The 19516-nt window shown below is 56.5% G+C and carries 17 protein-coding genes; 8 read left to right on the top strand and 9 right to left on the bottom strand.

Going from position 1 to position 19516, the window contains the following annotated elements:
- The first annotated feature begins 138 nt into the window (after window positions 1-138).
- Window positions 139-1017, top strand: a complete 879-nt coding sequence (locus GSQ91_RS21285; RefSeq protein ID WP_254064789.1) for an alpha/beta hydrolase — start codon at window positions 139-141, stop codon at window positions 1015-1017.
- Window positions 1018-1111: 94 nt separating this feature from the next.
- On the opposite strand, the gene tam is transcribed toward GSQ91_RS21285, so the two are convergent.
- A complete protein-coding gene (tam, locus tag GSQ91_RS21280; protein WP_158823745.1) occupies window positions 1112-1885 on the bottom strand; it encodes a trans-aconitate 2-methyltransferase in 774 nt (257 codons plus the stop codon).
- Between the two features lie 139 nt (window positions 1886-2024).
- Between tam and GSQ91_RS21275 the strand changes: the two genes are divergently transcribed.
- From GSQ91_RS21275 to GSQ91_RS21265, 3 genes are all read left to right on the top strand, one after another.
- Window positions 2025-2408 (top strand): nuclear transport factor 2 family protein, encoded by a 384-nt coding sequence (locus tag GSQ91_RS21275; protein WP_158823744.1) that lies wholly within the window; start codon window positions 2025-2027, stop codon window positions 2406-2408.
- 112 nt (window positions 2409-2520) lie between these two features.
- On the top strand, window positions 2521-2973 hold the full coding sequence (locus GSQ91_RS21270; protein WP_158823743.1) for a DUF1772 domain-containing protein: 453 nt from the start codon (window positions 2521-2523) through the stop codon (window positions 2971-2973).
- Window positions 2974-3029: 56 nt separating this feature from the next.
- Window positions 3030-4508: an MFS transporter gene (locus GSQ91_RS21265; RefSeq protein WP_256370398.1), complete on the top strand. Its 1479-nt coding sequence runs from the start codon at window positions 3030-3032 to the stop codon at window positions 4506-4508.
- A gap of 56 nt (window positions 4509-4564) precedes the next feature.
- On the opposite strand, the gene GSQ91_RS21260 is transcribed toward GSQ91_RS21265, so the two are convergent.
- The 3 genes from GSQ91_RS21260 to GSQ91_RS21250 form a co-directional block, all read right to left on the bottom strand.
- The gene (locus tag GSQ91_RS21260; RefSeq protein ID WP_174240712.1) at window positions 4565-5440 is read right to left on the bottom strand and encodes an SDR family NAD(P)-dependent oxidoreductase; all 876 of its coding nucleotides are present in this window, start codon (window positions 5438-5440) and stop codon (window positions 4565-4567) included.
- A 59-nt stretch (window positions 5441-5499) separates the two neighbouring features.
- Window positions 5500-6063: a TetR/AcrR family transcriptional regulator gene (locus GSQ91_RS21255; RefSeq protein WP_158823741.1), complete on the bottom strand. Its 564-nt coding sequence runs from the start codon at window positions 6061-6063 to the stop codon at window positions 5500-5502.
- A 216-nt stretch (window positions 6064-6279) separates the two neighbouring features.
- Entirely contained in the window at window positions 6280-6657 is a 378-nt protein-coding gene (locus tag GSQ91_RS21250; RefSeq protein WP_158823740.1) for a tautomerase family protein, read from the bottom strand.
- Between the two features lie 185 nt (window positions 6658-6842).
- On the opposite strand from GSQ91_RS21250, the gene GSQ91_RS21245 reads away from it, so the two are divergent.
- A complete protein-coding gene (locus GSQ91_RS21245) occupies window positions 6843-7775 on the top strand; it encodes an AraC family transcriptional regulator (RefSeq protein WP_158823739.1) in 933 nt (310 codons plus the stop codon).
- Window positions 7776-8032: 257 nt separating this feature from the next.
- Entirely contained in the window at window positions 8033-9046 is a 1014-nt protein-coding gene (locus GSQ91_RS21240) for a family 43 glycosylhydrolase (protein WP_254064788.1), read from the top strand.
- A gap of 150 nt (window positions 9047-9196) precedes the next feature.
- Here GSQ91_RS21240 and GSQ91_RS21235 read toward each other — a convergent pair whose 3' ends face one another.
- Window positions 9197-10291 carry a hypothetical protein gene (locus GSQ91_RS21235; RefSeq protein WP_158823737.1) on the bottom strand — a complete coding sequence of 365 codons (1095 nt, stop codon included), beginning with the start codon at window positions 10289-10291 and terminating at the stop codon, window positions 9197-9199.
- Between the two features lie 375 nt (window positions 10292-10666).
- On the opposite strand from GSQ91_RS21235, the gene GSQ91_RS21230 reads away from it, so the two are divergent.
- On the top strand, window positions 10667-12313 hold the full coding sequence (locus GSQ91_RS21230; protein ID WP_158823736.1) for an FAD-dependent oxidoreductase: 1647 nt from the start codon (window positions 10667-10669) through the stop codon (window positions 12311-12313).
- Between the two features lie 12 nt (window positions 12314-12325).
- Window positions 12326-13792 (top strand): ATP-binding protein, encoded by a 1467-nt coding sequence (locus GSQ91_RS21225; protein WP_254064787.1) that lies wholly within the window; start codon window positions 12326-12328, stop codon window positions 13790-13792.
- A 2-nt stretch (window positions 13793-13794) separates the two neighbouring features.
- Here GSQ91_RS21225 and GSQ91_RS21220 read toward each other — a convergent pair whose 3' ends face one another.
- The 4 genes from GSQ91_RS21220 to GSQ91_RS21205 all read right to left on the bottom strand — a co-directional run bounded on the left by GSQ91_RS21220 (window position 13795) and on the right by GSQ91_RS21205 (window position 19406).
- Complete coding sequence (locus GSQ91_RS21220) at window positions 13795-14445, bottom strand: PadR family transcriptional regulator (RefSeq protein WP_158823735.1); 651 nt, start codon at window positions 14443-14445, stop codon at window positions 13795-13797.
- 224 nt (window positions 14446-14669) lie between these two features.
- Window positions 14670-15443 carry a LytTR family DNA-binding domain-containing protein gene (locus GSQ91_RS21215; RefSeq protein WP_158823734.1) on the bottom strand — a complete coding sequence of 258 codons (774 nt, stop codon included), beginning with the start codon at window positions 15441-15443 and terminating at the stop codon, window positions 14670-14672.
- Window positions 15440-16573, bottom strand: coding sequence for a sensor histidine kinase (locus GSQ91_RS21210; RefSeq protein WP_158823733.1), 1134 nt, complete (start codon window positions 16571-16573; stop codon window positions 15440-15442). The genes GSQ91_RS21215 and GSQ91_RS21210 overlap by 4 nt, the downstream gene beginning before the upstream one ends.
- A 67-nt stretch (window positions 16574-16640) precedes the next feature.
- Window positions 16641-19406, bottom strand: a complete 2766-nt coding sequence (locus GSQ91_RS21205; protein WP_158823732.1) for a TonB-dependent receptor — start codon at window positions 19404-19406, stop codon at window positions 16641-16643.
- Window positions 19407-19516 lie beyond the last annotated feature (110 nt).

The following is a 19516-nucleotide window of genomic DNA, read 5'->3' as shown; positions in this document are numbered from 1 at the left end:
CGAAACCCGTTCAATCGCTGTATCACTTATTCAGGAATCAGATCACAGCTATTCAAACAAACGATTATCCCAGGCAAGGTAACGGGACTCTAACTGGGATGTTGGCAGCGAAGAACGCCCAACCTAAGGAGCACCCCCATGACGTTAGCAGGATTCGCAGCAGAAAATACAAGCCGCCTTCGCCGCTTTGCGCAGAGCCAGGCCATTCTCGGCTTGATCGGTCTTACCCTTGGTGGGATGGTTCCACTGGCTGCAGCTCAGGCTGCGACGGGGCCTGCAGCTTCCTCGGTTGCGGCGTCAGGTCAGGGACATCGTGTTCGGAATATCGTTTTGGTTCACGGAGCCTGGGCAGATGGTTCCGGCTGGAAGGGCGTTTACGACATTCTTAGCAAGGATGGTTTCAACGTCAGCATCGTTCAAGAGCCGGAGACATCCTTTCAGGACGATGTGACAGCCACGAAGCGCGTTCTTGCTCTACAGGATGGACCGACCATTCTTGTCGCTCATAGCTATGGAGGATCGGTGATTACAGAGGCGGGGACTGACCCTTCGGTTGTCGGTTTGGTGTACGTCGCAGCCCACATGCCGGATGCCGGCGAGAGTGAGGCCGCTGATGGCAAGCGCTTTCCCAGTGATCTTAGTAAATCCAATGCGATCAAGAAGACCGCGGACGACTTCGATTACCTCGATCCTGCGCAATATCGTGAGTACTTCGCCGCCGATCTGACTGCTGCGCAAGCCGCCTTCGGAGCGCGTTCCCAGGTGTTGATTGCCGATGCCAACTTCCATGCCGTGATTACGACGCCGGCGTGGAGAGGCAAGCCGAGCTGGATGGTGGTAGCGGGCAAGGATAGAACCATCAATCCTGATCTCGAACGGTGGTATGCGGAACGTGCCGGCAGCCATAAGGTCGAAGTCGCCGGTGCCAGCCACTCTGTCTATGTCTCCAGGCCGAAGGAGGTTGCGGCTGTGATTGAAGAAGCTGCATCGCAGGCTGGTCAGAAGGCGTCGGAGTAGCACGGCTTTGTTGCGATAGAAGAGATGCCGGCAGTGCCAGCCGATTCGCGGCGGCTGCCGGCAAATTCACGTTTGCTTCCACGGCCGCGACGGCTTATCGAGTGGCTACGAAGAACAGACGCGGAAAGGGCAGCAGGACGGTTCCATCGGGCAGGGAAGGATAGGCCTGTGCGATGGCAGCCTGATACTGAGTCAGGAAGAGGGCGCGATCGGCTTCATTCAGTGGCGCGAGGTAGGGGCGAAGTCCGCTCCCTTTAAACCACTCAACAATGGCTGCTGCGCCACCCGCTAACGGATGATAGTACGTAGTGCGCCAGATGTTGATGGCCGGCATGTGATCGTGCAGCGCCGTGTAGTACCAATCAGCGGTATGGCGATCTTCCCGGGCATTCGATGCATCGATGAGTCTCTCAGCCCAGGGACCCGAGGATGCAACCTCTCGCATCAAGCGGTGTGCCGGTTCGTCGAGATTGTCGGGTATTTGGACCGCCAGACTGCCACCTGGTGAGAGCCTTGATGTGAGTGTCTTGAGAAGCAACGCATGGTCGGGCACCCATTGCAGGGAAGCGTTCGCAAAGATCACGTCGGAGGACGAAGTCACCGTATGAAGGAGAGCGATGTCATCCTTCTCGAAGCGAATGCCAGGTAATCTTGTTCGAGCAGCCTCAAGCATGTCGTCGGAGCTGTCGATCCCTGTGACGATAGCGTTGGGAAATCGCTGGCTGAGGAGTTCCGTCGAATTTCCAGGACCGCAGCCCAGATCCAGGGCGTTCAAAGCGGTGGTGGTGGGGATCTGGTTGAGCAGGTCGCGAATCGGCCGGTTTCGTTCTTCTTCAAATTTCGTGTACTGGACAGCGGACCAACTCATCTCTGCTCCTGGACTCGGTCGGATATCGGTTTCTGGACCGGTCGTATTGATAGTGTCATTGTCATTTTAATGATGTGCCCTTGGAATTTGCTCCATATTCGAGGCTGAATAGCCGCGATATTCCATTTACTATTCGGCTATGTCTACTCTTACCGAACAAACAGTGGCTGAATACTTCTCTGCTATCCGCGCCATGGATGTCGAACGCTGTGTTGCGGTCTTCGCATCTGACGCCGAACATCACGACCCGGTCGGCACGCCTCCGAATATCGGGCATGAAGCGATTCGCGCGTTTTTTACCCAGATAGTCAGCGGTTTTAAAGTCGTTGGTCTGACTGAGGATAGTGTCCACGTGAACGGCAGTTCCGCTGCCGTCAAATGGACGGGGAAGGGCGTCGCCCACAGCGGGAAGACTGTCACCTTCGAGGGGGTCGATGTGATCGACTGCAACGAAGCTGGAAAGATTGTGCTGGTCCGGGCCTTCTGGGATCCCGATCCTGTGATGGCCGCACTGCAGCCTTGATCGAATTCGTTCCTTTGCAATCGGCTTTAGGGTGGATGGCTCACTTCTCAGAAGCGAGACGGAGGCATCCACCCTTTATAGTTGAGTACGATCATCAACATGGAGGGAAACGATGAAGACCTGGGAGTTGATCAGTATCGTTCTCTCGGCGTTGGTTGCTGGAATGTTCTATGGTCCGTGGGCGGCTTTGAGCAGGTCGCTGAATACCTTCGAGCCGGAGGTCTTTCTCGCGATCGTAGACCGGATGAATCGCAATATGGCACCGGTGATGACCGTGTTGATGCCGGCTGCTTTCCTGTCGATCGTGCCTGTTCTGTTTCTCTCGTATCCCGCGCAGCCAAGGACCTTCTATCTAACGTTGGCAGGGTTCGTCTTCTTCCTCTCTGCGCTGCTTGTGACGATGTTCGTTGAGGTTCCTATCGTCGAAGAGATCGTGACCTGGAAGGTGGATACGCTGCCGGCCAACTGGCAGCAGCTTCGTGACCGCTGGAGAAGATTCCACGTTCTCCGAGTGGTTGCAGGCCTTGCTAGTCTTGTCTTCCTTCTGGCCGGAGCCATCTTCTAGAATCGTCAGTTTTAAAATCTTCCCGGCGGTGAGCGCATCTATAAGATGGAGCCGCCTTGCCAAAAAACAGCACACAATCAAGCCCATCCTTCAGGATCAACGCCGCCACATCGGCCGGTCCTGTAAACAAATCGAGCCACCCGAATCTGATCTTAGGCATATGCTGCATGAGCCTGTTGCTCGTCGGCATGGACGTCACTATCGTCAATGTCGCGCTGCCGGCTATTCAGCATGACCTCAAAGCGAATCTCTCGGGGCTCCAATGGATACTCGACGCGTATACGCTCGTCGTCGCCAGCCTGCTCATGCTCTCGGGCTCTATGTCGGATCGTTTCGGGCGGAGGCGTGTCTTTCAGATTGGCCTGGTTCTATTCCTCACGGGATCGCTGCTGTGCAGTTTGTCGCAAAACATTGGACAACTTATCGCTTTCCGCGCGTTGCAGGGGCTGGGCGCGTCCATGCTCAATCCTGTAGCGCTGTCGATCATTGCCAATGCTTTTCCGAACCCGAAAGATCGGGCGCGCGCTGTAGGCGTCTGGGGCGCTGTGGCAGGCGTTTCGCTGGCGATTGGCCCGCTGCTTGGCGGCGCGTTGACACAGACCGTGGGCTGGCGCTCCATCTTCTGGATCAACCTCCCCATCGGCTTTACAGCGGTAGTGCTGGCCGCTAAATTCGTGCCGGAGTCGAAGGCTCCGCGAGCACGAGCGTTTGATCCCGTGGGGCAATCGCTGGTGTTTGTTGGACTGGCGTCCCTGACCTCCGCGGTGATCGAGGGCCCACATGCCGGCTGGACATCCGGGTTGATCCTCGGTTTGTTTGCTGCGTCAGCCGTGGCTTTGACGATCTTCCTCCTGTACGAACCGCGGCGTAAGGATCCCCTGGTGGACCTGCGCTTCTTTCGCAGCGTGCCTTTCAGCAGTGCGACGCTGCTGGCCCTCTGTGCCTTTATTTCGTTCGCCGGCTTCCTTTTTCTGAATGTTCTGTACCTGCAACAGGTACGCGGGCTCTCCGCCTTTTACACGGGGCTCTGCACGCTGCCGCTGGCCGTGATGATGATGGTCTTTGCGCCGCTCTCCGGGCGTCTGGTGGGTAGCTACGGCACACGACTTCCATTGCTGGCTGCCGGTGCGGGCTTTCTGCTGAGCACTCTGATGCTCACTCATCTGACGATCGATACTCCTGTGAGCTACTTGATGGTGGCCTATGCGTTGTTTGGCGTTGGCCTGGGCATGGTCAACCCGGCGATTACCAACAGCGCCGTTGCAGGCATGCCCCTATCGCAAGCCGGAGTGGCTGCGGCGATCGCCTCAACGGGGCGTCAGGTTGGAGCAACTCTGGGGGTGGCGGTGGCCGGCACCGTTGTCGCAACGAGCCACGCCAAGGGGTTGGACTTCACAAGGGCTACGCATCCCATCTGGTGGATCATGACGGGATGCGGTGCTGTCGTTCTGGTGCTCGGCTGGGTGTCCAGCACACCGTGGGCGCAAGCCAGCACGGGACGGGTTGCACATCTGCTCGGCGACCTGAAGCGATGACAGCGATGCGGTGTCTCTCCTCGACGAAGCCGTTCAATATTGGCCCCGACAACCCCTTAAGCTTGTCCGGGCAGACCGACCATGTGGGCACTTTCTACCCACAGCCCTCTCATTGCCGTGTCGCTTTGCGCCAGTTCCGAAGGATCCGGCCACGTCAGCTTACCCTTCACTAGTGAGGCGTATATGCGGCCGGACGGAGGCACAATCGTTCTGAGCCCCAGATCGGCAATCGCATTTCCTGCCTGCTCGATCGTATTCACGGGACGAAGTTTGGAAGCCACCGCCATCATCAACTTTGCCCACCAGGGCCACGCGCGAAACAGCGACGTGCCGGGAGTCAGTCCGGGATTGTAGGCAATAACCCGCATGCCATTCATCTGCGCATCGGTGGAGTTCTCGAAGGCACGCGCAGTGAGGAGGTTGCAGAGCTTCGAGCTTGCGTAAGCTCGAATTCCTGGGCCGAAGCCTTTGCTCTTATCTCTGGGATGAGCCAGCGTCTCGGGATCGAGTTCCTTCGGTCCGAATGGAACCATCTTTGAATCGTGGACATCGCTCGTGGTGATAACGATGGTGGCATTCTTCGCGAGGCTAGGCGTCAGAAGCCTGAGTAGAAGATAGTGCGCGAGGTGGTTGATTGCGAACGTCGATTCGAATCCGTCACCTGTCCGATGCTTGGTGTTTCCGAACTGCGCCCCGGCATTCATGATGAGGCTATCGATCTTTGTGCCGTTCAAATTCTTCGTGAGCGATTGAACGAAGGACCGAACATTCGAAAGACGGGCCAGATCTAATGGCAGGGTTTCGATCGACGGATTCTTGTTGTCTCGTGCCCCCAGAATCAGTTTCGTATTTGGGGTGTTGAAGATTCTCTTTGCGGCAACTGCACCGAAACCGGCAGTTCCACCTGTCATAATTACTGTTTTTATTGACATTTTTTCTCCATTTTAGTCGTATATTGTCTGTCTAGACAGTCTTCATCAGCATCAGAAAATCAACTCAGCATTCGCCAAAAAGCATCGAACCCCTCTTTGCTGTGCTTCTTTGCCTTGGCCGGATCCTGCGTCATGAAATCCATTGTTGCCTCCGCCACGGAGTTCATGAGAGCAACCAAGAAACCCATTGACACCTTTTGCATAGGACCGTGGGCGCGAGAGCGATCCAACAAATCGGCGACGTGGGCCATCATCTTGTGTCCTGCTGCACGGGTCACCGGAGTGATTTCGTCGGATACGCTAAGCTGTGCGAGCGCTCGCCGCTTCTCCGGGTTCGAGATTGCCCAGTTCATCCACTTCTTCCACAGGTCGAAGAACTGCTCACGAACTTCGGCATCCACTGGAAGGTTCATCGAGCCGGTTGCCAGTTCCATTTTCAGCTCAAGAAAGAGCTGGTTGAAGAGGTCCGTCTTGGTCTCGAAGTAGGTGAAGAGCGATCCATTGGCGACGCCAGCTTCTTTGGCGATGACCATCGTGGGCGCGCTCAGGCCCTGCATTACGATGACGCGCGTCGCTGCCTGCAGAATAGCGTTCCTCTTCTCGTCGCTCTTTGGCCTTGGCACATACCCAATCTATAGGTAAATGTCTAGACAGTCAACTTCGTCCCGGTAGTGAGGCCCGCAAGGGTGGCGGCAGTCTGCACGAATACTCAGCCGTTGGGGCTGCTTTGCGTGCACAGCTATTACTGACGAGAAGACGACCTCTCAGGAGTAATCCGCCGATGTAAGGCTGCGACGATCTCCAGCGATTTACCGTCGAATCGTGTTGACTATGATCGGCTAGTTCCACGGTTCGCCATTACCGAATGACCAATCCGAACGGTCGACAAAGACCATGTTGATCATGACGTCATCGGGGCGAACAGATAGCTTGCTCTTCAGTTCGTCGGCTATGTATCGGTAGAAGGCAAGCTTCGACTCTTTATTGTTTCCGACAGTGCTGGTCACTTGGATCAAGATGAAGTCAGGCGATCGCTCCCAACCGAGAAAGTGGGGGTCATAAATTAAATTATCGGGTGCATGCTCGCCGACGACTATGAAGCGGTCGCCGTCCGGTGCCTTCAGGACATCGACAATCCCCTGGTACACGACGTCGGCCACAGTGGCGCGATACTCAGCAGTTTTCCCTTTAAGTAAGTCGATACGTGCAAACGGCATGGTTGTCTCCTATTAGGTGCAGAGTTGGTTGAAAAGCGTTCGTATTTCTCATCACAGTCGGCGGCGGATGATAGATCTCCATGCCCCCCGGTAGTTCTACTTTCAGCGTAGGTTGCCAACCTGCCTTCGTAAATGCCGAAGGCTTTCAAATACATGCCTAATCCTGTCACGTACACTACGGCTATATGAGCCTTCTCGAACAAAGCGAATCGAGAAACCTGCAAGAACTGGCACAGAGCGTACGGCAGTACACAGAGGGTGCCGATGGAAGCGCTCCGTTGCCGACTGCAATTGAGGGTCTGCGATTTCTTCGCTCAGACCAGGCGAATCGGCCCGCCCACTGCCTGTTTAAACCTGCTCTCTACATGACTCTGCAAGGAGCCAAATGGGCGACCTTCGGTGAGAAGCGTTACAAATTTGCGGCAGGGCAGGGACTTATGGTCGCCGTCGATATACCTTCGCGTGGTACGGTCACCGACGCAAGTTCCGATAAGCCGTATCTGGGACTTGAAATCGAGTTGGATTTTGCCATCATGCAGGAGGTCGCGGAAGAGATAGAGATGGCGCTGACTGTATCCGGGAAACCGAAATCACGTGGCGCCTTCGTTCTGGAGCTAAATCGTCAACTCGTGGATTGTGCGCACCACGCAGTTCGTCTTCTAGAAACTCCAGAGGCTATCCCGACGCTCTATCCAGGCATTATGCGTGAGGTTTGTTACTGGCTTCTGATGGGCCCCGGGGGCGACCAAGTCCGCCAAATCATGATCACAACAAACGGCCAGGATCAAAGAATCATCCAGGCCATTCACACTCTTCGAGACAAGCTGAGTGTGACGATCCACGTGACAGACCTCGCCCTTGCTGCAAATATGAGTCCGGCAACCTTCCATCGTCAATTCAAGTCGGTGACGGGGATGACACCCATTCAGTATCAAAAGCAGCTCCGACTCCATGAAGCCCGTCGTTTGATGATCTTCCGTAATGCCACGGTAGAGTCTGCTGCGCACGACGTGGGTTACGTGAGCGTCTCCCAGTTCAGTCGTGAGTACACGCGCATGTTCGGAACCTCCCCTCGCCGTGATGTCTCTATTTGGAGACGTTCTCGACCAATACAGTGAAGTTCACTGGTTACATAGGAAGGTGTTCTGCCTGAAGCAACTGAGAGCAATGTCAAAACCGATCAGTGGCGAAAAACGTGCTTAGCGCCAGCTATGATTCTGCATTGACGCGAAATGGCCGAGTCGCTCATCCAGAGGATCAGTAAACTGGAAACCGACGCTGACATAGTCAATTTCACAGAAGCCGGGTATACCTTCAAGTGGTTCTAGCGAAAAGGACACGACGATTCATGTTGAAAATGGTTTTGGCATCGGTAATGATTTTCGCCGCATCACACAGCCTTGCCCAGGGCGCATCCACGCCTCTGCCTGCTAACACTTTTACAAACCCGCTGCTGAGCACAGGCCCCGACCCTTGGGTAGTTTGGTGGAATGGCTTTTACTATTATTCGAATTCAACCGGCGCCAATCTGACCCTGCGTGAGACGGCGGATATCACAGACCTTCAGCACGCAGAGACGAAGGCGGTGTGGACACCTGAGCCGGGGCACCCATGGTCGAAGGAGTTGTGGGCCCCCGAACTTCATCGATGGGGCAACAAATGGTACATCTACTTCGCCGCCGATGCAGGCGACAACGCCTCTCATCGGATCTATGTCGTCGAGAACGACCATGATGATCCCCTCCAGGGTGGCTGGACGCTCAAAGGTCAGATCAAGGATGCCAGTGATAGGTGGGCCATCGATGCAACCACGTTTGAGCTCAACGGTCAGCATTATCTTGTATGGTCGGGCTGGAAGGGCGAGACCGATGGGGAACAGAATCTATACATCGCCCACATGAGCAATCCCTGGACGATTGACTCACCTCGGACGCTGATTTCAACGCCAACCTATCCCTGGGAGACCAAAGGCGATCTACCCGGCAGACATGTGAGCGTGAATGAAGGACCAGAAGCGTTGGTGCATGATGGAAAAATCTTTATCGTCTTTTCGGCATCCGGTTGTTGGACTGACTTCTACACCCTCGGGGCCCTGCAGTCAGATACTGGCAAAAATCTGCTCGATGCCAGAAGCTGGACGAAGTTCGATCATCCGTTCCTGAGCACGGATCCTGAGGCTCACGCCTACGGTCCGGGACATAATGGGTTTTTCAGTTCTCCCGATGGTAAGCAGAACTGGATCATCTATCACGCCAATCCCGGTCCCAATGAGGGCTGTGGCAATCTTCGCTCGCCGCGTATCCAGCCCTTTACCTGGAAACCGGATGGCACCCCTGACTTCGGTAAGCCGGTCCCTGTAGGGAAACCGCTTAAAAAGCCCAGACAATAGCCGCAAATTCGCCGAGTATCCAATCGATTCACACTTCCCTCGAAAAGTGCATTGGCCTGTTAGCACCAACTGAGGTGTCGCTTGGCCAAACTGGTAAACACAAGCCGGCTTATGGGGGCAAATCGACTTTGAAAAGGGCCCGCGATTCTGCTACTGGTAGAGGTTTGCTGACGTGAACTCGGGGAGCATCACCAACAAATCATAACCATAGACAAGGTGCTCCCACTCGATCGACATCTCTATCTTCCGGAACCGCAGTTTCCGCAGGTCTACGACAACCCCTTTTGGCCCCGTGCCCTGGTCTGCCGGTAGCATGTCGATCACTGGCCTGAGCCAGCTGTACTCTGGAACGTCTGAGAGCACAAAAGGCTCGTTCTTCATCGGTCTTGCATACCCTCCAAAGCCAGCCAGCGTGCCTCTCGCAGCAATTACCTGGATATGGAGAGAGGTCGTGTGTTCAACCGACGCAAGCTCTGCAACGAAGTCTCCCAGGTCCAGCTGATGAAGATCATTGAAGCCCTTCCACATGTGGTTATCACCGAACTTGAGCAAAATTCGCGGAGTGGCTGTCGTCTGCTGCAAGGCTCGGTAGTGGTCGAGAAAGTGCTGTTTGAGTAGACTTGCCCGCACCGCGTTGCTATCCGGCGATCTCGCCATATTGAGACGGTAGATACGTCTTGATTCACCAAATTCACGCATGATGGCCCGGCTTTCAGGTGTACCGTCGACCGCCAGGGGCGCCTCTAGAGCAGATACGTCGTCGTCGGTGGCACTTACAAGAAAGAGTCGGGTTGCATCGCCGCTGGAACGAGCACTCGCTTCCGCTTGCCTATCCTTCTCCGCAGCGAGCCGAATCGCAGCCGCTGCTGTCGGCCCATTGTGTTGCGCATCCATCTGCATCAGGAGCACCGAAGCCGCTCCTAGAAACTCTTGATCGAGACCCCACAGAGCGAAGCTCTTGTTCCGGGAGAATGAGGAACAGCTGGCCGCCAGATCGTTCTCCTGCTCATTGTCAAGAAAAGCCATATTGGCCGGATGCGCACGCTCTCGCTTCTCCATTTGGGCCTTTCGATCAGGACTTGTGAGCAGTCCGTTTACATAAGCCGCAGCATAGGGTCCTGCTTCCACGGCATAGCTGTCCGGGTGCATAGCCCGACACACTGCAGCTGCCAGTTTTGGGGTTTCTCGGCTGAAGTGACTCTCTCCGAGTAGAACGAACTGAGCGTGCTCGATTGCATCCGTCATAAGCTTGCCGCCAGTATCTCCAAGCTCGCCTGTTGAGGACACAGTAATAGGTGACGTAGCACTTTTCAGGGCGTCTGTTAAGCGTTCCCCTGTTGAGGGCGCACCACTGTTTTGGCATAGACAGCTCGACGCAAAGACCAGCAAAGGCAGCCACCTGAATTTCATAGTGACTACTATGCCATACCCGGCCACGCGCACCGGGGGCGAATGGGATTGAGCCGGACGGAAGATTAGTCGCCACAAACGCGCTTTTAGCAACGAATTCGTGTAAACAAGAACTAGCAGTACCCGACGGATCGTTTCTGAACCGCCATGCCCCCGCGGCTCATCTAAGGAACAGGAATAAAGCGTGGCAAGCGAAAGATAACAGAGCACATGGCAAACCCGATCCTCCTAGCCGTAGATGACGATGTCAGCGTACTCGAGACTGTCGTACAGGATCTGCGCCGTAAATACGGCAAAGATTACCGCATCCTCCGCGCCGCCTCCGGGCAGGCTGCGCTCGATGTCTCCCAGCAACTCAAGGAGCGCGGCGACGTGGTCGCCCTCTTTCTCTCCGATCAACGTATGCCGGGCATGACCGGCGTCGACTTCCTGGAAAAGGCTATCCCGCTCTTTCCTGACGCGAAGCGGGTGCTTTTGACCGCGTACACGGATACGGAAGCCGCGATTCGGGCGATCAACTCCGCGAGAATTCACTACTACCTGACCAAGCCCTGGGATCCGCCGGAGGAGAAGCTCTACCCGGTGCTCGACGATCTGATTGCGGCCTGGAACGAGGGCCATAAGCCCGCGTATTACGGGCTGCAGCTCATCAGCCCACGCTGGGGCGTGGGCGATCACGAGACGCGCAACTTCCTCTCGCGCAACCTGATTCCTTTCAAGTGGCTCGACCCGGAAAAGAACCCCGAATGCCTGGATCTCCTCTGCGAGAAGCAGATTGACGACTCCAAGCTCCCGGTGGTGCTTTTTCCAGATGGCTCCTCGCTCGTTCAGCCCACGATTACCGAGCTTGCAGCGAAGGTTGGGCTCCGTACACAGGCCAGGCAGGAGCACTATGATGTCGTCGTCGCGGGAGCTGGCCCTGCTGGCCTTGCGGCTGCCGTTTATGGAGCCTCGGAAGGTCTGAAGACGCTCATTATTGATTCGCTCGCACCGGGCGGCCAGGCTGGTTCGTCTTCCAAGATTGAGAACTACCTTGGCTTCTCGCGGGGCATCAGCGGCGAACGTCTCGCCAAGGAAGCCTATATTCAGGCCAGCCGTCTTGGTGCGGAGTTTATGACGCAGCGTGTCTGCTCGATCCGGTCCGAGAACAGCTATCACATTGTGAGGCTCGCGGATGGGCGCGAGGTCTCCTGCCGTGTTTGCCTCGTCGCTACGGGCGTTGAGTACTGCAAGCTCGACATACCGGGAGAGAAGGAGTTTTCCGGTGCCGGTCTCTTCTATGGTGCTGCGCTAACGGAGGCTTCGTCGTGCGCCGACCAGGAGGTTTACATCGTGGGCGGTGCCAATTCAGCGGGGCAGGCCGCGATGTACTTCGCGCGTTCAGCCAGGAATGTGCGCATGCTGGTTCGTGGGCCTTCGCTGGAGCGCAGTATGTCTCGCTATCTTATCGACCAGATCGAAAATACGTCCAACATTTCGGTCGAGACGAATACCGAACTCCGAGAGCTGAAGGGCGACGGCCATCTCTCTGAGATCGTTCTTGAGACTTCCAATGGAGCCGAGACGCGTCCCGCGAGCACCGTCTTCGCCTTTATTGGCGCTGCTCCGAAGACCGAGTGGCTTCCCGACTGTGTCGCGCGCGATCCCAAGGGCTTTGTGCTGGCCGGTCCGGATTTGAAGACCAAAGCCGGGAATCTCTGGAAGTATGAGCGTGATCCGTACCTGCTTGAAACGACAGTCCCTGGAATCTTCGTTGCCGGGGATGTTCGCTTCGGTTCTGTGAAACGCGTGGCCTCGTCTGTTGGAGAGGGCTCCATCGCCATTCAGTTTGTTCACCAGTATCTTGCAACTCTCTAGCGAGGCAAAAACGTGCCATCCTCAGTGATTTCAACTCAACCCGTGACTTCGACGCTTTCCCCCGAGACCATCGCGCGCCTTGCCGACGTCTCGATTCTTGCCTCACTCAACGAGACGACGCTGCACTGTCTCGATGGGGCGACCGAAGTCCATCTTCCCGCTGAGCAGATTCTCGTCCAGCAGGGAGAGGCTGCGCGTTTTTTCTGGATACTGCTCTCAGGCGCTATCGACATCTATAGCGTCTTGCCCGATGGTCAGGAGAATATTCACCACACCATTGATCAAGGGATAGCCTTCGGCGAGGTTCAGCTCCTCGCGAACATCCCCTCCTCCGCGACCTACCGCGCAGCAGCCGATTGCGAGCTGCTGCAACTGGACGAGGAGCAGTTCTGGCTTCTCATGACCAGCTGCCCTGGGGTCCGTCAGGCCATTCTAGGCAACATGGCCATGCGTCTCGCCAAGATGCAGGCCGCTACGTTTCAGCAGGAGAAGATGGCTTCGCTCGGCACACTTGCTGCCGGGCTGATGCATGAACTTAACAACCCAGGCGCTGCCGCACGCCGAGCCTCCTCTCAACTCCGCGAAAACTTGGTCCTCATGCACGCCCTCACCGCCAGGTGGGCAAAGACAGAGATGACGCACGAGCAGAAGCAATGCATGTTCGATCTTCAGGATTTCGCACTCGGAGCCTCGCTGACGCGCCCGCTCAGCTCCATCGAGCAGGCCGATGCAGAAGAGGCTCTCGCTGCGTGGATGGAGGTTGCCGAGGTCCAGGATGCATGGAAGCTGGCTCCTGCTCTGGTCTCCGTGGGCATTAAATCCGAGGACCTGGAGCACGCGAGAGAGATAGTCCCCGCAAATGTATTCTCGGACTCCATCAGTTGGCTTGTTGCCTTGATCTCCTCCATGCAGCTTGTCGGCATCGTGGAAGAGAGCGTCTCCCGTGTGACTGATCTGGTTCAAGCGGTCAAAAGCTATGCTTATGAGGGGCGCGGCGAGAAGCAGGTGATCGACGTGAACTCCAGCATCCACGCCACCCTTGTGATTCTCAGCCACAAGATACGCGAAAAGGAACTTACGCTCGACAAGTGCTTTGCCACCGATCTAGTCAGCCTCAAGACCGATTGCCAGGGGCTGAATCAGATATGGACCAACCTTCTCGATAATGCGATCGATGCCGCTCCGCAGGGTGGCCAACTGACGATTCGTACCTGGGCCGATCAGGTTTACACCGGAGTGCGTACCGAACCGCGCACCGACATCTGCGTGATGTTCCGCGACAATGGACCAGGCATTCCACCTGAGATTCAATCCCGCATCTTCGATCCCTTCTACACCACGAAAGCGGTAGGTGTTGGCACCGGGCTTGGATTGGGAATTGTCTTCCGCATCGTAGAGCAGTGCCACGGCACTCTCCGCTTCACATCCTCGCCCGGCGATACCGAGTTTGTTGTTCGCTTGCCTGTGACCAAGGGGTAAGCTCAGAGCTCGTCAATCGACTTGGCAGCCGCATCGATCGCTTCCTTGATTTTGCGGATTTGCTCCGGTGTTACGCTCGCGCGGGACAGACGTGCGACAGCAGAGTTCCGCAGATTGCCGAATGCTTTTAGAATTTCGGGCGAGCGGCCGCGCTCGAAGCCTCGTCCTGTCTCCTCGAGGCGCTCGAATAGCTGCTCGATGCGTTCCTTGTGGGTCTCCAGGTACTGCGTTCCCTCCGGGGTTACCGAATAGACCTTCTTATTGTTCTCTGAGGTGGCAGCGGCGAGGCCTTCTTCCTCCAGCAGGATCAAGGTGGGGTAGATGACGCCGGCGCTTGGTGTGTAGCCTCCCGACAGACGCTCCTCCATGGTCTTGATGAGCTGATAGCCATAGCTGGGCTGCTCCGAGAGCAGTTTGAGGATGACCAGCTTTATGTCGCCGGCGTCGAACAAGCGCTCGCGCCCGCCGCCAAAACCGCGTCCAAAACCTCCACGCCCTCTGCCGCCAAACCCATGCCCGAAGCCGCCGTGCTCTCTGCCGGAAAAGCCTCTCGCATACCTGTCTTGAAGTTCGGCACAGAAGCCCCTGTGTCCTGTAAATCCGCTTTCCCTGTGTTCCCAACCTCTGTGACTTTCAAAAATGTGTTCTCTCATGATGGTTCTCCTTTGAGTTAAAGATATATCTCAAGATATATCTTTAAGCAAGAGGTATTCCATCGAAAATCTGGAATTACCGGAGTCGGTCTGATCGGATGAATTGAAGAGTGATCTTGTTGTGGAGGTAGATAATCTTTTATTTGCAGTTGGATATGGTGTTTCCTTGATGCTGTGGTGTGGGTGTGGGATGGCACGGTAGAGGTGGATCGAAAAGATCCTCATCAGACTTGGCCGATCTCGCTGAGTTTCTGGCGGCCCGCTTTGCTCGTTCTGAGAACCTGGCCGTTTGTCAGCACAATCGATCCTTCTGAGGGGCCCTCGCGGTGGATCTCTTTTACGTGGTCGAGGTTGACGATGATGGAGCGGTGAACACGGACGAAGGTGGTGGGGTCGAGTTTGCGGCACAACTCGGTGATGGTCTCGCGCAGCATGTAGGTACGGCCCTGGACATGGAGGCTGCTGTAGTAGTCGGCGGCTTCTATCCATTCGATGGAGCCGGTGGAGAGCAGAACGTCCTTTGTGCCGTCTCGCACGACCAGGCGTGTCAGATAGGCTTTGCGTTCCTCTGCAGGGCCGACCAATCCCTGCAGTACCAATGAAAATTGCGACTGCGTAAGGAGTGCTGTCTTCGCAGCGATCCTTTCGCGGACGCGGTCCAGGGCCAGCTTGAGGCGCCGCGGATCGACGGGCTTGGTGAGGTAGTCGGTGGCGTTGACTTCGAACGCGCGCAAGGCGTGCTCCTGATACGCGGTGATGAAGACGGTCGGTGGAAGGTGAAACATGCCTACCTGTTGCACGACTTCCAGACCGCTCATAAGAGGCATCTGGATATCGAGGAACAGGAGGTCGACCGGCTGCGATTGCAGATAGGCAACGGCCTCGGCTCCGTTCTTGCACTCGGCGACGATCTGAATATCAGTTTCATCGGCCAGCAGAAACTTGAGCCGTTCTCGAGCCAGAGGTTCATCGTCCACGGTGACGGTACGAAGACTCATACGGCGACCCGCTCGAAGGGAATCTCTATTGTCACCTCGTAGCCGCCAGTCGCTAATCCGCCAGCTTTGAAGTCGTAGGCATTCGGGTAGAAGTAGGCCAACCGCTCTCGCGTGTTTCGGATGCCGATGCCGTGTCCCTTGCTTGGGGTGGCACTCGATCCTGCGCCGTTGTCGCGTATCTGCATCCAAAGCCTGTCGCCGCGGCGTTTGATGGAGGTTGCAATGATGCCGCCTGCTTCCATCGGCGCGATGCCGTGATGGATGGCATTCTCCATGATGGGTTGAAGCAGAAAGCAGGGAACCAGGCCCTCCAGGGCTTCCGGTGTTACGTCGATTGTGATCTGAAGACGATCGGCGAAGCGAACGCGCTGGATCGTGAGATAGCTCTCTATGATGCGTAGCTCTTCGGCGAACGGAACCTTCTCCGGTGCGGAGCGCTGCAGGGCGCTGCGCAGGATCGTGTTGAGATGAGCGAGTGTCTGCGAGGCTTCCTTATTGCGGCCCAGATCGACGAGTGAGTTCACAGCATTCAGTGTGTTGAATAGAAAGTGTGGCTCCAGCTGCATCTGCAGGACATGGAGCTGTGCCTGAGAGAGCTGTCGCTCCAGCTCCAGCTTCTGGATAACCGCTTGCTGGGCCTGTGATTGCGCATACATCAGGCTGGAGAAACCGTAGAGGAGCGCATAGATCACGAGGTCCGCACCAAAGCGCTGTGGGGTTTCCAGATTGAAGGAGCGATACATGGAGCCCCAGGCAGGCCAATGTGCTGCTGCCCACCAGACTGTGTGTTGCAGCAAACCCAGGTGCGATACAGCGAGAAGGCAGGCTGCCAGGGGATGGAACAACGCGGCGCCTGCGGAGAATCGCAGAAGCGTTGGTTTGTACAGGGCACACCCGAGAAACAAGAGCGCGATGGCTGCCCACCAGAACCACGTGACTGCACCATAGAGAAACGATGGCGTGAAAGACACTGTGATGTGATTGAGCGTCAGGTTGGTATGGCACTCATTTCCGGTTATCGCAGCAAGGGCGCCTGCGATGGCGAGTATCGCGAGGGTTCCCGCTACGTCCGTGAGGCGTGTTGAAGCGCTGCGTCCCACCGTGAGTTGTTTTGCAATCGTGGCTTCCATGTCGTCCTCCTTGTAGGTTGACAGACTCGCCGGGCATCCAAGCTCCAGACAAGTGTATGCGTAGTTCTCAAAAGCTGAAACGTCCTCCGAGTTCCACGCGCCGGGCAGTCTCAGCGGTGATGGGTTGCCCCAGCGTGGACGAGGAGAGCACCGTATTCACGCCAGTTACATTGGTGTGGTTCAGCAGGTTGGCGCTGCGTATGTTGAAGGTAAAGGTGCGGGGATGGTTCTTGTCCTTCGGGTTCAGCGTGAACACACGGTTCAGGTTCATATCAAGATGCACGACGCCCGGCATGGTGCCGAGATTGCGTGGGACGTTGCCGTTGACGGTGTTTGCGGTCAACAATCCGAAGCGTGTGGGATATACCCCTGGGCCAGGAGCCGTGGCATAGGAAGGCCGGTCGTTGAATTCGCCATCGCCGTTGTTATCCGTACCGGTTGTGATGTCATAGGGCGTGCCGTCACCCGCATCGAACTGCGTCATCAGTCCGATTTTGAGAGGCAGATTGACGTTGCCGAGCATGCTGACAGTGTTGTGCCGAAGCCAGTCGACGCGCGCCGATTCTCCCGCGTCGCTGTAGCTTGACTGAGGGAAGAGAGACGGATCGTCGCCAACATTGCTCCTGAAATTCATGTGCGCGTATCGCATGTGAAATCCGAACCATTTATAGCTGTGCTGGTCCAGGTTGAAGGAAACAAGGCCGCCTGTATGATGACCCGAGTTTTGATATTCCAAGATGTTTTCTCCGGGCATGATGGGCCGCGGAGCAAGCAGAGCGGCCGTTGGATCTGGCGCCGTGCCAATACTGCTGGAGACTAAAGGAGCATTGATGTTCCGGATGCGAATACCGTCGTAGCCCTCACCCCAATAGAGATTGAGCTGCATGTGCGTCTGGTGGAGAAATATGTGCTCAGCGTTGGAGTACACGGTGAAACCTATTCCCTGCGCTAAGGAGTGCGGGAATTGGTCCACAGTGCCCACCTGGATCGCCCCCGGGACCGGTGTTAAGGGATTTTTATAGTCAGGTGAGTACACCAGCGTCTGCTGCTGACGACTGCCGTTCAGCCGCGCGACCTCGATTGCATAAGCCTGGTCGTTCGCGCCATTGAAGATCCCGCCCCGCAGATGAAAGATCCAGGTCTCCTTCTTATCGGCAGCCCAGGCGAGGCCAAGACGGGGCGCGAAGTTAGCCCAGCTATCGGGTGTTGTCTGGAAGGCATAGCGCAGTCCAGCGTTAAGAGTTAGGCGAGGTGCGAGCTTGATGTTGTCCTGCACATAGAGACCCAATCGCCACTGTGTCAGAGAGACCAGCGGCGTGCCGGTAGTGATCTGGTAGGTTGTCGGAGCTCCTCCAGGAAGGCTCTGCAACGCTCGCTCGTACTGCTGGATCGGCGTGATGGTCTCGGTCTCGCCGGTAGGGTTGTTGTTCGCATCCAGTACCGGCGCACTGCCGCCGCCGAACACGTAGGCCCCGTTGAAGGTGTTCGGATCATCGTCATGCACGAACATGCCCAGTGCCTGTGCACCGATCTTCAACTCATGCTTGCCGCGGGTGAGCATCACATCGTCATCCACTTCGAGATCGCGCTCGCGATCGTTCAGATTCTGGGCCGTGGCTCCGCCGCTGGTGAAGTAGCCGGCTACCTGGAGCGATGGGGCCGTCGATAGCGGCGTCTCCCCGGTGCGCTTCCATGTATAGCCAATCCGGGTCTCATGCAGCGTATTCGCATTCAGCGTTAGCGTATTGATCAGGCGGAGATCGTACTCGCTCACCAGGCTGTCGTATCCGGCCTCAGCAAGCGTAAGTCCTCCGGCACCCTGATTGCCGCGATTGTTGACGTTGGCCGAGAAGGAAAATGCAGCAATATCGTTGGGCGCGACTTGCAAGTCTCCACGGGCGGACGCAATCCAGAGCCTCTGCGGAGCCGCAACCGTCTGTTGCAGCGGCACAAGTGTGTTGTTCGCATCCAGAGTCTGCGCGTTGATCACCTCGAACTCATTGATGTCGCGCTTTTCGAGTGCCAGGGAAAAACCACTCTTCTTCTGAACAATGGGTCCGCTCAGTTCAAAGCCGTAGCGCCTCTTGCTCGCCGGGGTTGCGGTAAGGGAGAACGGATCGGTGGCATTGAAGCTGCCATCGCTATCGGTGAAGAAGAGCGAGCCGTGGAATGTGTCTGCGCCGGGTTTCGTGAAGATGTCGACCTGTCCACCTCCCCAGGGAGGAGAGGAATACTCAGATGAAAAGAGATCAGAGGCGACGCGAATAGAGGCGATTGCCCCTTTGGGAGGAAGCGCGCTTCCATTCTGAAACCCATCGACTCGAATGAGGACAGAGGTTGGATCTCCGCCGGCACCGGATGCTAGGACCTGAAGCTGACGCAGAAAATCGTCCGGATCGTCGGCGAGTTGTTGAACCTCACTAGTGTTAAGTGTCACGGCGCTTCCGGCTTGATCGGTATCGGTGGCAGCCGTATCGGCGCTTACCTGTACGGAGGCTTGCACGGCGGCGATCTCTAACTGCACGTTCGTTGTTGCAAGCCTTCCCGACCGGGCGCTGACACTCACGGTCTTTCCCTCAAAGCCCTCGGCCTCCACGGTAATCGCGATTGACCTGCTGCGGACGCAAGGCAGGACATACTGTCCTGCCGCATCGCTCACGCTCTGTTCTCCGTCGGAGCCTCGCACCTGTGCTCCAGGGATGACGGCGCTGGTTGGATCTGTAACAGCGCCTTCGACGCGAAAGCCGGTCGTACATGGGGCCTGTGCCAATAGCACTAGCGGGTTCAGCACACCCGTTAGTGCGACTAGCAGTCTCCAACTCTTTAGGCTCATGCCGGACTCTCGCTTCCTCAGACTCCACTTTCAGGAGTGAGGCGAGAGCTTGCCAGCGGTTTGCAGGGAGCAATGGAAACTATGCAGGGAACGAGACGAGCGATTGATCT

This window comes from Granulicella sp. S156, assembly GCF_009766105.1.
Classification (GTDB): Bacteria; Acidobacteriota; Terriglobia; order Terriglobales; family Acidobacteriaceae; genus Granulicella.
This window is presented reverse-complemented; position numbering and strand designations above follow the sequence as displayed.